Origin of the sequence: Paenibacillus sp. FSL R7-0210, from assembly GCF_038009085.1 — a bacterium.
Taxonomy (GTDB): domain Bacteria; phylum Bacillota; class Bacilli; order Paenibacillales; family Paenibacillaceae; genus Paenibacillus_AQ; species Paenibacillus_AQ silagei.
Genome location: NZ_JBBPAR010000001.1, coordinates 3170238 through 3185693 on the forward strand (window position 1 = coordinate 3170238; position 15456 = coordinate 3185693).

12 protein-coding genes are annotated in these 15456 nt (G+C 55.3%); 5 read left to right on the forward strand and 7 right to left on the reverse strand.

Annotated features, from left to right (window positions below; genetic code table 11):
- Window positions 1-78: 78 nt before the first annotated feature.
- The 5 genes from MKY64_RS13865 to MKY64_RS13885 all read right to left on the reverse strand — a co-directional run bounded on the left by MKY64_RS13865 (window position 79) and on the right by MKY64_RS13885 (window position 6689).
- The gene (locus MKY64_RS13865; protein WP_445323321.1) at window positions 79-1395 is read right to left on the reverse strand and encodes an ABC transporter substrate-binding protein; all 1317 of its coding nucleotides are present in this window, start codon (window positions 1393-1395) and stop codon (window positions 79-81) included.
- 36 nt (window positions 1396-1431) lie between these two features.
- Window positions 1432-2271 (reverse strand): carbohydrate ABC transporter permease, encoded by an 840-nt coding sequence (locus tag MKY64_RS13870; RefSeq protein ID WP_209877698.1) that lies wholly within the window; start codon window positions 2269-2271, stop codon window positions 1432-1434.
- 3 nt (window positions 2272-2274) lie between these two features.
- Window positions 2275-3189, reverse strand: a complete 915-nt coding sequence (locus MKY64_RS13875) for a carbohydrate ABC transporter permease (protein WP_340941401.1) — start codon at window positions 3187-3189, stop codon at window positions 2275-2277.
- Between the two features lie 64 nt (window positions 3190-3253).
- A complete protein-coding gene (locus MKY64_RS13880; RefSeq protein ID WP_340953526.1) occupies window positions 3254-4888 on the reverse strand; it encodes a response regulator transcription factor in 1635 nt (544 codons plus the stop codon).
- Window positions 4863-6689: a cache domain-containing sensor histidine kinase gene (locus MKY64_RS13885; protein ID WP_340953527.1), complete on the reverse strand. Its 1827-nt coding sequence runs from the start codon at window positions 6687-6689 to the stop codon at window positions 4863-4865. Before MKY64_RS13885 ends, MKY64_RS13880 begins: the two co-directional genes overlap by 26 nt.
- Window positions 6690-6921: 232 nt before the next feature.
- Between MKY64_RS13885 and MKY64_RS13890 the strand changes: the two genes are divergently transcribed.
- Window positions 6922-7977 (forward strand): LacI family DNA-binding transcriptional regulator, encoded by a 1056-nt coding sequence (locus MKY64_RS13890; protein WP_339255931.1) that lies wholly within the window; start codon window positions 6922-6924, stop codon window positions 7975-7977.
- Between the two features lie 105 nt (window positions 7978-8082).
- Window positions 8083-10518 carry a GH36-type glycosyl hydrolase domain-containing protein gene (locus MKY64_RS13895; RefSeq protein WP_340953528.1) on the forward strand — a complete coding sequence of 812 codons (2436 nt, stop codon included), beginning with the start codon at window positions 8083-8085 and terminating at the stop codon, window positions 10516-10518.
- 91 nt (window positions 10519-10609) lie between these two features.
- On the opposite strand, the gene MKY64_RS13900 is transcribed toward MKY64_RS13895, so the two are convergent.
- Window positions 10610-12604 carry a glycoside hydrolase family 127 protein gene (locus MKY64_RS13900; RefSeq protein ID WP_340953530.1) on the reverse strand — a complete coding sequence of 665 codons (1995 nt, stop codon included), beginning with the start codon at window positions 12602-12604 and terminating at the stop codon, window positions 10610-10612.
- Between the two features lie 168 nt (window positions 12605-12772).
- On the opposite strand from MKY64_RS13900, the gene MKY64_RS13905 reads away from it, so the two are divergent.
- Window positions 12773-13645, forward strand: a complete 873-nt coding sequence (locus MKY64_RS13905) for a helix-turn-helix transcriptional regulator (RefSeq protein WP_340953531.1) — start codon at window positions 12773-12775, stop codon at window positions 13643-13645.
- 12 nt (window positions 13646-13657) lie between these two features.
- Here the strand turns inward: MKY64_RS13905 and MKY64_RS13910 are convergent, their stop codons facing one another.
- A complete protein-coding gene (locus MKY64_RS13910) occupies window positions 13658-13873 on the reverse strand; it encodes a hypothetical protein (RefSeq protein ID WP_036729570.1) in 216 nt (71 codons plus the stop codon).
- Window positions 13874-13989: 116 nt separating this feature from the next.
- Between MKY64_RS13910 and MKY64_RS13915 the strand changes: the two genes are divergently transcribed.
- Window positions 13990-14571 carry a YitT family protein gene (locus MKY64_RS13915; RefSeq protein ID WP_339313896.1) on the forward strand — a complete coding sequence of 194 codons (582 nt, stop codon included), beginning with the start codon at window positions 13990-13992 and terminating at the stop codon, window positions 14569-14571.
- A gap of 98 nt (window positions 14572-14669) precedes the next feature.
- Window positions 14670-15437 carry a threonine/serine exporter family protein gene (locus MKY64_RS13920; RefSeq protein ID WP_209877711.1) on the forward strand — a complete coding sequence of 256 codons (768 nt, stop codon included), beginning with the start codon at window positions 14670-14672 and terminating at the stop codon, window positions 15435-15437.
- Window positions 15438-15456 lie beyond the last annotated feature (19 nt).

The following is a 15456-nucleotide window of genomic DNA, read 5'->3' on the forward strand; positions in this document are numbered from 1 at the left end:
TCCATTCCCTCCTGTAACATTAGTTGCTCTCCAGACAGAGAAGCAGACTGCCGAGGGCAGCCTGCTTCCGGGATATGGCTACTTGGCTCCGAATAACTGCGTCGCACCTGTATAGAAATCCTCTACCCCTTGCTTGACATCCTTTTGCTCAAAACCGATCTCCTGTACAGCGGTCTCCGCCAGCTTGGTGAATTCGGTGAAATTCGGCGGATTATAGCTGACAGCAAACGGCTCCTTCTTCGTCGCTTCCGATACCCGGCTGGTGAAGTCGTATACGGTCTGTTCCAGCGGCGTAGCCTCCTTCATCAGCAGGTCACGCATCTTGGAGGTAACCGGCACACCGCGGTCACTGCCCAGAATCTGCGCGGCATCGGGATCATTGATCCAGAAGTTCATCAGCTCCGCGACTTCCTTCGGGTGCTTGGTCTTGGCATAACCGGACAAGCCTTGGCTGGATTCAAAGACAACCCCCGTTCCCTTCGGCCCGCGCGGCACCTGAATCATGGTCAGCTTATCCTGGGTCAGATTCTGATGAGCGGCGAACTGGTTGGATGGAATCAGGCTCATCGCCACCTTGCCGGTAACGACCAGGGATTTACTTGTGTCTCCCGGAGGATTGGATACCTGCAGGGATGGAGTGACCATTCCGCCGTTCTTAGTGATCCCGTGCCAGTAGTTGAACCACTCCTCTGCATCCTGCTGCCCGAAGCCCAGCGCGTCCTTCTCCATATCATAGACCTGCTTGCCGCGCTGCTTCATATAGATGTCCATCCCCTCAACGGTAAAGTTGTAGGTGCCGTAATAACCCTTGCCCAGCTTATCGGAGATTTCCTTACTGATGCGGGCGTAATCTTCCCAGCTCCAGCCGTCTGCCGGAACCTCCATTCCAGCCTTTTTGAACAGCTCTGTATTGAGCACCATCCCCCGGGCGTTCGCCCCGGCAGAGATATGCACCAGCTTGCCTCCCAGCGTTCCGTATTCCACCATCGTCTGATCCATATCCGTCAGATCCAGCTCTTGGCCGACATAGGGCTGTAAGTCCAGCAGCACGCCTTTAGCGGCGTAATCAGTTACGTTCCCTCCCAGGAAAAACACATCAGGCGCTGTGCCCGAAGCGAGCTGGGTGTTCAGCTTGTCGAAATACCCGGAGTTCGGAGCAAACTCCCCGACCACCTTAATGTTCGGGTGCTTCGACTCGAAGGCACGCAGAGCCTCGTTCGTCTTATCCGCGCGCTTCTGGTCGCCCCACCACATAATCCGCAGCTCCACCTGATCCGCAGCTCCGGCACCGCCGGAGTTGCCGGCCGCCGCAGGCTTACCGTTATTGCCGCCCGAGCAGGCGGTTGTGGCTGCCAGCAGCAGAACACTCAGCGTAAGACCTAAGCTTTTCTTCATAAACATATCCCCCCAAGAATAATTGTAATCGCTTGCTCATTTCAGACCGGTCGTGGCGATGCCCTCCAGGAAGTGCTTTTGGAAGAGCATGAAGATCGTCATAATCGGCACCAGCGACAGCACCGACATCGCCAGCAGCGCGCCCCAGTCGGAGGAGCCCGAAGGATCATAGAGCGAGCGTATGCCCAGTTGCACGGTGAACAGATTGATCCGGCTGAGGTAGATCATCTGGCTGAAGAAATCATCCCACGACCAGATGAAGGTGAAGATCGCCGTTGTAATCAGCGCCGGAACCAGCAGCGGAATAATGATCCGGAAGTACAGCTGGCCCTGGCCGCAGCCGTCAATCGTGGCACTCTCGTCCAGCTCCTTCGGGATGCCGCGGATGAACTGGATCATCAGCAGAATGAAGAACGAGTCATGCGCCAGCCATTTCGGCACGATCAGCGGCAAATAGGTGTTGACCCACTCCAGCTTGCTGAAAATAATATATTGCGGAATCAGCACGACATGGTAAGGCAGCATAATGGTCACCAGCATGCAGGCAAACAGCACACTTTTGAAGCGGAACTCCAGCCGGGCGAACGCGTAAGCCGCCAGCGAGCAGGTCAGTATGTTGCCGATGACCGACAGTACAGAGATCGTGGCAGAATTGAGGAAAAAGCGACTAAACGAGATGCCCTGCAGCCCCTTCCATCCATTCACGTAGTTCTCCAGCGTAAATTTCCCCGGCCACAGCCCCGGTTCCGAAAAGATCAGCGCATTCGGCTTGAAGGAGCTAGACAGCAGCCACAGCACCGGATACAGCATCAACAGCCCGAACAGAATAATGACGCCATGTTTGCCTAGCCTAAAGATCATTTTGTCGTCTGTCATGAATTATCGCCCGTCCTTTCCGTCGCCGTAGAACACCCAGAATTTGGAGGTCACGAACACTATGGAGGTGAACAGGCCGATGATGATCAGCATGATCCAGGCCAGAGCGGCAGCATACCCCATATCGAAGAAGGAGAAGCCTTTGAGATACAGATACAGCGTGTAAAACAGGGTGGAATTCACCGGACCGCCGCGCCCGTCTCCAATGACATATCCCGGAGTGAACACCTGAAAGGAATTGATAATCCCCATGACCAGGTTAAAAAAGATCACCGGGGAGAGCATCGGCAGCGTAATCCGGCCGAACTGGCGCAGCTTCCCGGCTCCGTCCACCTGCGCCGCTTCGTACAGGTCCGCAGGAATCTGCTTAATGCCGGCCAGGAAGATGACCATGGCGGAGCCGAACTGCCAGACGGACAACGTGACGATGGTCGAGAGAATATAGCTGGGATGGGCAATCCAGGACGGGCCTTCGATCCCAAACCAGGCCAGGAAGTGATTAATCAGCCCTTCCCCGTCGAAAATCTGCCGCCAGACGATGGCGATTGCCACACTTCCTCCCAGCAGGGACGGAATGTAATACACCGTTCTGTAGATGCCCAGCGCCCGGATGCCTTTGTTCAGGACGATGGCGACCAGGAGGGCAAAGGCCATTTTGAGCGGAACCGAGAATAGCACGTACTTGAACGTCACGGTAAGAGACTTGTAGAAGTATTCGTCTGCCGTGAAGATGTGCCTGTAATTGTTCAGGCCCAGCCACTGCGGGGCATTGAGCAGGTCGTACTTGGTCAGGGACAGATACAAGGAGCCCAGCATAGGCCCGAGTGTCAGTCCGAAAAAGCCGATCAGCCAGGGAAGCAGGAACAGGTAAGCGGTACCGCTCCTTCTCCACATCGCCGATCTGTGTGCTGTCTTCATATGCGCCTTCTCCTTCTTCATGGATATAGGCTCATTATAGAAAGCAACGCTGCTTGCTTGAATGCTATTTCTTCGGCTGTTGACTACTGAATTTTTCAGGTGGATGCTGGCGGAAGTCCGACGGGGAGGTTCCATACATTTTTTTGAATCTGGAGCTGAAGTAGCTGGCATTCGAGAAGCCGGTCAGCTCGGCGATATCCCACAGGTTAAGCGTTGTCGTCAACAGCAGATGCGTGGCCTGGGCCATGCGGATGTCAGTCAGGTAGACCATGAAGCTCCGGCCCACCTTGGCCTTGAACAGCTCCGAGAAATAGGAGGAATTGTAATTGAACCGTCTGGCAAGCTGGGTCAGGTTAAGATCATACATGTAGTTGCTGTCGATATATTGCGTCGCTGTGCGGATGACCGAATCCTCGGCATCGCCGGCCCCCTGCATCATTCGGTACACGGAGACCGCCCGCTCCAGCAGGAATTGTCCGGCCTTGTCCACCGAATCCAGCTTGTGAACCGCCTCAGGATAGAGCCATAGCTCCTGGGACTGGATGTTGACGTCTGCAGCCTCTGCACCCGCCCCGTCCACGAGCAGGCAGAGCTGGAAGATCAGCTTCACCAGGCAGGAGCGGGACTGGGAGAACGCCTGCTGCAGCTCCTGGCGGATGCTCTGCCCGAAGGCGTCCCATTCCCCCTGGATCAGAAGCCTGCGCAGGGTCCGTGTCAATTCCTCCGTAAGCACCAGTCCCGGCTCGCTTCTTCCTTCGGCCGGCGGCTGGGCCGCATTCTCCGAGAGGTTCCAGGCCAGCAAAGATTCCAGGTAGCCTTCCTTCCAGCGGAGGAATCCAAGCTTCCCGCCGCTGTAGCCGATCACCGGATTGAAGCCCAGATGGGCGGCGACGCATTCCGCCAGCTCTGCACAGAAGCGGTCCATATCGGTCAGCGCATCCTGGAGAATGAAGTGGACCAGCCCTGGATAGCTCGGGTCCCGCAGCACCTGGCAGCGCTCCCCGGAGCTGCCCGCGAATTCCCTGGTCAGCAGCTCGAACGGCAGCCGCAGCTTGCCCGGCGTACGCTCCGGCAGCGCTGAACCTTTGCCGTGCCCAGGCTCCGGCACCGCCGCCGCCGCACGCTCACGGAGTCCGGCCGTTACGAACCGCACCTGCGTCAGGTCCCAGCCGTCCAGTTCGAACAGCACAGCGCGCTCCTTCAGCGCATGGACCGGCTCCACTTCCTCTTTGACAAGCTGCACCAGGAAATGCTCCTTCATCTCCTTGTAGTACTGGGACAGCCGCCACTCATTCACCGCCTGCCGGTCACGGTCATTGCGCTCCTGATCCAGCTCGTCCTTCAGCTTCTGAAGCACGGCCGTCAGCTCATCGGCGGCCACCGGCTTGAGCAGATAATCACGCGCCTGATTGCGGATCGCTGCCTTGGCATAATGGAAATCTTCATAGCCTGTAATGACTACCAGCTTCAGCTCCGGGTACAGCCTGCGGCAATCGTCCAGGAACGATACGCCGTTCATCACCGGCATGTTCATATCCGTAATGACAATATCGACCGCCTGGCCTGCCAGCCGTTCCATGGCCTCCATGCCGTTGCCCGCCTCTCCGGTTACGCTGAGGCCCAGCGCTGCAAAGTCAGCCTTGAGCCGCAGGCCCTGGCGGATCTCCGGCTCATCATCCACGATCAATACGCGGTACATGGTCATTCCTCCTCTGAAGGGGCAGGCCCAGCGTGATGCAGGTGCCCGCCTCCTTGCTTGATTCTATGCTTAGGGTGAAGAGCCCTCCGTAATACAGCCGGCATCTGGCCAGTACATTGCGCAGTCCAATCTGATGGGTCATGCTCTGCAATAACTGCTCCGGCTGCTGGTGCATCGCCTGATCCTTCAGCTCGCGCAGCAGCTCCGGGTCCATTCCGATTCCGTTGTCGGCGACGGAGAGAACCAGCTGGTCCTTGTCCGCTCTGACGGTAATCCGTACCTTGGCCTTAGCCTGGTGAATGAAGCTGTACTTCACCGCATTCTCAATCAGCGGCTGCAGCAGGAACTTGACGATCTCCAGATCGTATGGCGCCTCCTCCTCGTCCAGCCGCAGATCCAGACCCGCACCGAAGCGGACCTCCAGGATGGACATGTAATAGCGCACGACCTTCAGCTCCTCGCGCAGCGGGATCAGATCCTCGCTGATCCGCAGCGAGAACCTGAGCATTTTACCCAGCGATTCTATGACCGTAACCGTCTCCTTCGTGCGCTGCTGGATCGCCAGGCTGCTCATCAGCTCCAGCGTATTGAACAGGAAATGCGGATTGATCTGCATCAAGAGCGCCTTGTATTCAGCTTGCTGGCGCAGGAGCTTCTGTTCAAATTCGGTACGGATCAGATGGCGTAGCTGCTGGACCATATTGCGGAAGGTATCGGTGGCGTAATCCACCTCACTCTGGATTCTGCGCTTCGGCGGGGTCAGCCGTTCCGCCTGGGCGAAGTCGCCCTTCTGCACATGGCGCATGGCCGAGACCAGCCGCGAGAGCGGCTTGGTAATGCCCGATGAGATCCAGTAGGCCAGCGCAAAGGCAGCCGCCAGCATCAGCGAAGCAAACACTATAATGCTGTTACGGAGCTTGAACAGATTGGCGTACAGGTCCTGCTCCGAGACGAAGCCGACCAGCAGCCAGTTGGTGATGGCCAGCTTTTTGTAGACCAGAATATGCGAGTCACCCTTCTGATCCTTCAGGTAGACCACCCCCTGTGCCGTACGGCCTGCCCGGACCCGTTCAACCTCCTTCGCCGCTTCGGGATAGGTACTGTACTCCTGCTGCGACAGGATTGGATGGCCCTGCTGGTTCAACAGGAAAATGGTACCGCTTTCACCCAAATGTATACGATTCAGCGGCTCCAGCAGGAACTCCGCCTTGATGTTGACCTTCATCACATTTTTGGCCAGGGACGGCTCGAAGATCCCGATCGGCAGCAGCAGGCTCACCACCTCGTATGGCTTAGCTCCCTTGATCTCCGCCTCATCGGTATGGGCCGGAACCCAGTGATTGCTGTGTTCGATGAAGTTGCGGTACCACGCTTCCTGCCTAAACGAGCTATCTGCCACCACCTGATTCTCGGCCCCGACCCGCAGCCCCTCCTTGCGGTAGATGTTGACCGAGGAGACGATCGAATAATTATTCGTCGTCTGGGTCAGGAACTTGCTCATGTTGATGCTGGCCAGCATCCTCTGCCCTTCGGTGGAAGCCGGCTGGGTAAGTATCGCATCCCACTTCTGGGTGATATCGCTGTTATAGACCAGAGAGGACAAGTCATAGCTCTGCTGGAGCGCCATATGAATAAAGGACCCGTATTCGTCCATCTTCTCCAGTGCCGACGTTTCGATATAAGAGCGGATAATCGAGCGCGCCTGATTGAACAGCAGCAGCGACATCGTGCCGAAGGACAAGACAAGCAGCACAACGAAGAATGCGATCAGTCGGTTTTTCAGCGAGTAAAAGATAGCCATCCCTCCTTCTCCTTGCTCAAATGCGAAGCGGATGCCTGTATCATGATCTGTTCCTGCCTTTCCCGTGGTACATTTTGTTTACTGCATTTATTTGTAACGCAGAACGGAGAATCCGGCAAGTGGAAACCGCTTGAATGCCTAGGTAAAAATATTGCAGAGGACGATTGACCTGCGGACCGGTTTATTTTACAATAAACTCATAAACGCGCGTTTACATTAGAGGGGGTACATTATGCGAAGCGAAGATATTGCCAAGCTAGCCGGGGTTTCGCGAAGCACCGTATCCCGTGTGATCAACAACTATTCCAATGTCCCTGAAGAGACCCGGGCCAAGGTGCTGAAGGTGATTGAACAGCATCAGTACGAGCCGAACAGCTTCGCCCGGGCGCTGGCCGGCAAGAAGACCGACACGATCGGGCTGTTTGCCATCAGCATGAACGAGAAGGAGAATGCGACGCGGATCTATCAGAACAATTATTTTGCCCCGTTCGTCGATGCTGTGGTAGATACGTCGAATGCCCGCGGCTGTTATGTTCTGATTCACACCGTCTATTCTCCCGACGACTTCCTGAAGGTCAAGCAGGCCTTCCTGCAGAAACGGATTGACGGCGGCATTATTGTCGGCACCCAGAAGGATATCGGGATCGTACGGGAAATGGTCGGTCTCAGCGCTCCGCTGGTGCTGATCGATTATGACATTTCAGAGATTATGTCAGAGCATCTGGACCGCAATCATCTCGCCATTGTGAATTCCAAGGATTATGAAGGTACGGTAGAAGCCATTGAGTACTTAATCGGTCTCGGCCATCAGGAGATCGGCATGATCTGCGGACGGATGAATACTTATTCCGGACGGGAGCGCTACATGGCTTACGAGAATACGCTAAAGCGCCATGGACTTGCCCTGCAGAAGGACTTCGTCCTTCAGGGTGATTTTCTCAAGGAAACCGCCTATCAGGAAGTGAAAAAGCTGCTCAGTTCCGGCGGCCCGCTGCCGACAGCCTTCTTCTCTTCCAATGACGATATGGCTATCTCGGCGATGGAAGCGTTCTCGGAGCATGGCATTTCCGTGCCGGAGGATATCTCCATTGCGGGGTTCGACGATGTGCAGCTTGCTGCGCGGATTCATCCCAAGCTGACCTCCGTCCGTCTGCCGATTTATGAAATGTCCAAAGCCGCTGTCGAGAAGGTCATTGAGCTGTGTGATTCACAGCAGCCTACCTTCAGCACCATCAGTTTTCCGGCGCGTCTGATTACCCGAGATTCCTGTCAGCCGCCGAAGAAGTAGAGCTACACTCCGATTCAGACAGATCCAGAAAAATCCCTTGCCCCGAGGGAATTTTTTCTCCGCTCTGTAAACGCGCGTTCACAATCGAAAGGAGACTTGTCTCTCATGAAATTCGGAACTTTTGACGACACCCGCAAAGAGTATGTAATCAACACCCCCAAAACACCTTATCCTTGGATTAACTACCTCGGCAACGAGCAGTTTTTCGGCCTGATCTCTAATACTGCCGGGGGCTATACCTTCTACCGCGATGCGCGGATGAGAAGACTTACCCGTTACCGGTATAACAATATTCCGCTGGATACCGGCGGCCGCTATTACTACCTGTACGATGGCGGGGACTTCTGGACCCCGGGCTGGATGCCAGTGAAGCGGGATCTCGACTTCTACGAATGCCGCCACGGTCTGGGCTACACTTCTATTACAGGCGAGCGTAACGGCATTTCCGTGAATCAGCTTGCTTTTGTACCGATGGGCCATAATGCGGAAGTCCACCGTCTGGTTGTTAAGAACACAGGCGATGTGAAGAAGACCGTGAAGCTGTTCTCTTTTGCCGAGTTCTGCCTGTGGAATGCCAATGATGATATGACCAACTTCCAGCGTAACCTCAGCACCGGCGAAGTAGAAGTGAAGGATTCCGTCATTTATCACAAAACAGAATACCGCGAGCGCAGAAACCACTACGCCTTCTATTCTGTAAATAAAGAAATTGCCGGCTTCGATACGGACCGCGAATCGTTCGTGGGCATGTACAATGGCCTGGATGCTCCGCAGGCGGTTGCTGCCGGTGAAGCTACTAACTCTGTCGCCAGCGGCTGGTCGCCGATCGGCTCCCACGCCCTTGACATCACGCTGGAGCCGGGCGAAGCTCAAAGTTTCATCTTCGTGCTCGGCTACATCGAGAACCCTGAGGATGAGAAATGGGAAGCCCTGAACGTTATTAACAAAAAGCCGGCCCAGGCTGTCATCGATCAGTTCGCTACCGATGCCCAGGTGGATGCCGCCCTTGCAGTTCTGGCTGCACACTGGGATAACCTGCTGTCCAAATATCAGATTAAGAGCGGGGACGACAAGCTGAACCGGATGGTGAACATCTGGAATCCGTACCAGTGTATGGTGACCTTCAACATGTCCCGTTCCGCATCGTACTTCGAATCCGGGATTGGCCGCGGTATGGGCTTCCGTGACTCCAACCAGGACTTGCTCGGCTTCGTCCACCAGATTCCTGAGCGTGCCAGAGAACGGATTCTCGATATCGCCGCTACCCAGTTCCCTGACGGCAGCGCGTATCACCAGTACCAGCCGCTAACCAAGAAGGGCAATAATGAAGTCGGCTCCGGCTTCAATGATGATCCACTCTGGCTGATCTCGGGTACAGCAGCCTATATTAAGGAGACCGGCGATTATTCGATCCTTGATGAGCAGGTTCCTTTTGACAGCAATCCGGATCACACTGCAACCCTGTTCGAGCATCTGAAGCTGAGCTTCGAGCATGTCACGAACAACCTCGGGCCTCACGGCCTGCCGCTGATTGGACGCGCGGACTGGAATGACTGTCTGAACCTGAACTGCTTCTCCACCGAACCGGGCGAATCGTTCCAGACTACGGAGAATATCGCAGGCGGCGTAGCGGAATCCGTGTTCATTGCAGGTCTGTTCGTCTTCGTTGGACCGGACTATGCCGAGATCTGCCGGATGCGCGGACTGGATGATGTAGCCGCTGACGCTGTTGCCAAGATCGAGAACATGAGTGCCATCACGTTGTCCCACGGCTTCGACGGCGACTGGTTCCTGCGCGCTTATGACCACTATGGCGACAAGATCGGCAGCAAGGAGAACGAGGAAGGCCAGATCTTCATTGAGCCGCAAGGCATGTGCGTAATGGCCGGAATCGGTGTAGAGAACGGTGAAGCAGCCCGCGCCCTGACTTCCGTGCAGGAACGTCTGGATACGGACTATGGTATCGTTTTGCAGCAGCCTCCGTATTCCAAGTACTATCTGAACCTGGGTGAAATCTCCACGTACCCTCCGGGCTACAAAGAGAATGCCGGGATCTTCTGCCATAACAACCCTTGGATCATGATTGCGGAGACGGTCCTTGGACACGGCGACAGAGCTTTTGAAATCTACAAAAAAATCGCTCCGGCCTATCTGGAGGACATCAGCGAAGTGCACCGGATGGAGCCTTATGTGTACTCCCAGATGATCGCCGGTAAAGATGCTGTACGTCACGGCGAAGCGAAGAACTCCTGGCTGACAGGAACAGCAGCATGGAACTATGTAGCGATTACACAGTCCATCCTGGGGATTCAGGCCGACTTTGCCGGGCTCAAGGTTGACCCTTGTATCCCTGCAGAATGGGACGGCTTCGAGATTACCCGCGTCTTCCGTGGCGACACTTATGTAATCTCGATCCAGAATCCGAACCATGTATCTAAAGGCGTAGCCAGCCTGACCCTCGACGGCGCTGCCGTGGAAGGCAACATTATCGCTCCTGTAGGCGACGGTGCTGTTCATCAGGTTGTAGTCACTCTCGGCTAATTATCTATCACTCCTAAAAAAGCATAACAACCCGGTTGTCCGCTTAGGCGGTACAACCGGGTTGTTCGTTCATGGACAGGCGGCCCCGGAATTACTCCGGTATCCACACCTTCATCTCTCCGCTGCCACGGTTGCCCCACAGATAGTACGGAATTGCCGTTACTTCCACCGGCTGTACTGCCGCCCTGGTACTGCCGTAGAGTCCGCCACTCCAGCTCTGTTCCTCCACCCTGTAGCCCTCCGCCCGGATTACTACAGCTCCGCCAAGCAGCTCTTCATCGTAAGCCTCCTTGAACCTGCCCTCCTTGCTTAGAGATATTGAGCTTAGCGGCTCGCCGTTATCCGCAGATTCCAGACAATAGACCAGCGGCCCGTACTGAATAGCCGTCTTCCCGGCATTAGCCCGCAGTTCCGGGTGGGCGTATACACGGTGCGCTTCCATTGGAAGCATCAGCTCCACTATGTCACCGGGCTGCCATTCCCTGCGGATTACCGCATAACCCTGCTCCAAAGCATCAAGTGCTGGAAGGAGCCCGCCATTGACGCTGATCCGGACCTTTCCGCTGCTCCACGATGGAATACGCAGGGCGATACCGAACACCCCGGCTTCCGCAGGATCAACCTTCAGTGTGACTATGCCCTCCCATGGAAGCTTGCTGGACTGAGTGACCTTCACCTCTGTTCCTCCAAGTAGGGTTATAAGCTCACTTCCGATATACAGATTCGTATAGAGCGTATCGCTGTGTTCAGTGTAGATATACTGATTCAATGAGGTCAGCAGGCGCGCCACATTCGGCGGGCAGCAGGCACAGCCGAACCAGCCCTGGCGCTGCGCCTTCACATGCTGTTTGCCGGGATTACAGGTGCAGGCCTGCGGCCAGACCTCCAGCGGATTGACGTAGAAATAATGCTTGCCGTCCTGCGCCATCGAGCCGAGTACATTATTATAGAGCGCACGCTCCATCACATCGGCATAACGGCTATCTGGAGTCAATTCCAGCATTCGTCTGGCAAAAAAGATCAGCCCGATCGAAGCACAGGTCTCCGCATAGACCGTATCGTTAGGCAGATCGTAATCAAAGGTGAATGCTTCGCCGTGATGGGTGGAGCCGATTCCGCCAGTGATATACATCTGTCTCTCTGTCATATTGTTCCACAGGCGCAGGCACGCCTCGCGAAGTGCTTCATCTCCGGTCAGGCGGGCCAAGTCGGCCATGGCGGTATACATATAGACGGCGCGGACAGAGTGGCCTATGGCTACCGTCTGCTCACGGACCGGTATATGGGACTGATTGTAGGCCATATCGATTTGATCCGTCTGGCCGCCCCAATGTGTAACCCTGCCCCGGCCCTCCCATTCCTGGCGCAGGAAGTTCGGCTCCTGCCCGCGCTGGTCAATGAAGAAGAGGCTGAGCTTCAGATACTTCTCTTCCCCTGTCAGCCGGTACAGCTTCACCAGCGCCAGCTCAATCTCCTGATGACCGTCGTAGCCCTTCAGCTTGCCTTCCTCCGTTCCGAAGACAGAGTCGATATGATCGGCCATACGGCGCATAATACTCAGCAGCTTGTCCTTACCGGTCGCTTCATAATAAGCCACTGCAGCTTCGATGAAATGTCCGGCGCAATACAGTTCATGGCAATCCTGGAGATTCGTCCAGCGCTTGCCCGGTTCCTTGACAGTGAAGTAAGTGTTCAGGTATCCGTCGGCCTGCTGTGCTTCTCCTACCAGATCGATCACCTCGTCCGCCTGGCGTTCCAGCTCCGGGTCCCGCCGGATGCTGAGGGAATAAGCCGTTGCCTCCAGCCACTTGGCTACATCGCTGTCCTGGAAGACCATGCCCCCGAACTTACCCTGTCTTCTTCCGGCAGCGATTTCAAAATTGGCAATGGCATGGCTCGGTTCAGCCCCGGCCACGCGGTCATGAAGCGCCTCATATTGATAAGGAATCACTGTCTCCTGCACCAACCGGATATAACGGCCCCAGAATTCATCCTGAACGTGCACTCTGTGGCCTCCCTGATCCGAATGACCGGAATGATCTGGTTGAACGGTTGTCCGAACCTTTGCACCTTCAAATTGACTCATTGTAGCATCTCCTCTTCAGCATTTCGTCCTCGCTAATTGCCATTATAGACGGTACAATATAACAAAAACAGAAGCATAAACAACCCCGTTTTTGTACTATTTCACACAACTTTTATATAAGGCTTAGCGAAGTTAATTCAGGACACATGCCTTTCCAAGGAGCTGCTAATGACACTTAATTCTTCCTATATTCATCTGGCCGCACCACCCTTCCCCTATTTCCTGGAATGCGGCCGTACCGTCTATTTGCCTGGAGACCAGCATCCGAACCGCAGCCGTATGGGCAAATTCGATCTGATCATCGTGGAACAGGGATGCCTGCATATTGGAGAGGAGCATACAGAATGGGCAGTGGGCGCCGGGCATACCCTGCTGCTGCTGCCTGACCGCTACCATTATTCAGTGCAGCCGTGTGATGCAGAGACGATCTTCACTTGGGTTCATTTTCACACGGTGGGAGAATGGACGGAATCAGCGGGTGAGCCGGTATATGCGGACCGGGAAACGCATTTCCGGCAGTTTCTTACCCACCCTTATACCATCCGTATTCCCCAGTTCGGACCGCTACCTGCCCCCTTCGCACGAAGCGGCCAGGCAGGGCAGTTGCTGCAGCTGAACCATAGCAGGCGCTCAAGCGCCGTGTGGCAGCAGCAGCGCATCTTCGAGGAGATGCTGCGGACGATGGATCTGGCCCGGCAAGATACGGCCGGAAGCCAGGCAGACGAGATTGCCGAGCAGACGGAGGCCTATCTGCGGAATCATTATATGGAAGAAGTCACGAATACCTCTCTGGCGGATGCCCTGCATTTTCACTACAATTACCTGGCCCGCTGCATGAAGCGTGTCTACGGGCTTACGCCCATGGAGTACCTGACCGATTACCGGCTGGAGCAGGCCAAGCTTCTGCTGCTTAAGACAGAGATCCCGATCGCGGCAATCGCAGAGCGCACCGGCTTCGAGAGTACAGCTTACTTCTCCCGGCGCTTCAGCCGCAAGGTCGGAATCTCTCCGCTGCGCTTCCGCAAGCGATATTCCCGCTGAGCATGAATGCCCTTAGGCGGAACCCGGGGCAAGGATGCGGAACTCGTGCAATTCCCGGCAGTAGGATAACCCGCGAATCCGTACGGACTGGGGCGTGTAGGCTCTGATCGGGCCCGCTTCCAGCTGCTGCTCCGGTCCGCTCTTCAGCAACACTGCCACCGGCACCTCCGATAGTGCAGCAGCCAGCAGCTCCATATCGGTCTCCAGTATTTTATAGAAATAACCCATTTCAGACTTCACCTGCTTTATGGTCAATTGATTCGGGCAGCGCAGAATTTTTAGCTATTTTTTTCCAAATGGGCGCATAAAGATTAAGACATGCCTCAATTCCGGAGATGTTGACTATGCGATCCTTCCCAAGCTATATTATTATTCTGCTGGCCAGCCTGCTGATTGCAACAGGAACGAACTTCTTCCTGGTCCCCTATAAAATCCTCGATGGAGGAATTATCGGCATTGCCCTCATTATTAATTATATCTCCGGCACCAAAATCGGACTGTGCATTATGCTATGCAGTCTGCCTATCTTCCTGCTGGCCTGGTTCCGGCAACGGGAGATCTTCTACAACAGCATTCTGGGTCTGCTGGCTTCCTCCCTGCTGATCGAGCTGCTCTTTCCGCTTCAGTATTACTTCCTGTACTATATTGAGCTGGGCTCCATCTCAAGCGCCATTATCGGCGGCTTCCTGATGGGTACCGGACTCGGGCTGATGCTGCGCTTCAAAGCCAGCACAGGCGGAACAGACCTCCTCGCCAGATTCATCCAACGCTACCTGCCGCTGAATGTCGGCCTGATTATCTTCCTGACGGACTTCCTGATCATCGGCGCTGGCGGAATTCTGATCTCCAAGGAGACCTTTTTCCATTCGATTCTGACGATTGTTTCAGGAGGGGTCGCTACGGGATTATGCACGCTGGAAGAGTAAAAACCCGGAATTTGCCGGATGCTATGAATAAAGGTTGAAATTTTCAGACTTTCAGGCGACAATCGAATAGATAACATTCCCGGGGAGGATTAGCGAAGTTGGATAGTACAAGCACGAATAGCAACACTTCCATACATGACATTGTCGATCTGTGCCTGCTGGCAGGCAAGATCATGCTGCAGAGCGGTGCAGAGACCTACCGTGTGGAGGATACCATGAGCCGGATGGCGGCGGCACTCGGCTTCCCCGGTGCGCATAGCTATGTCACGCCGACGGTCATTATGTTCACCACCAGCCGGACCGAGCCGGTAAAGCTGTTCCGGATCGCCGAACGGACGACAGACCTGCAAAAGGTATCCGAGGTCAATGACATCTCCAGGCGGCTGACCGAACGCCAGCTGACAGCCGCAGAAGCGCGGGAGCGTCTGGGCATCGTCGATGACGCAGCCCATGCTTACCCGGTATGGGTACAGATCGCAGCGGCAGCCTTGACCGGAGCCTGCTTCACGGTCATGTTCAAGGGCAGCCTGCAGGATGCTCTGCCGTCGCTGCTGATCTCTGGTACAGGCTTCGCAGCGGCCACTTATCTTCACCGTCTGGTGCAGTTTCGCTTCTTCGCGGAATTCATTGCTTCCTTCATTATCGGTCTGCTGGCCTTCTTCTCCGTCAAGCTCGGCGTGGGACGGGAGATGGACAAGATTATTATCGGCTGTGTAATGCCGCTCGTACCGGGGCTGCTCATCACCAATGCGGTCCGTGACCTGATGGCCGGGCATCTGGTATCCGGCATCTCCAAAGGTGCCGACGCCTTTCTGACTGCGTTCGCCATCGGGACCGGCATCGGGCTGGTCCTGTCCATTTTTTAACACCCACTTGAAAGAGGTC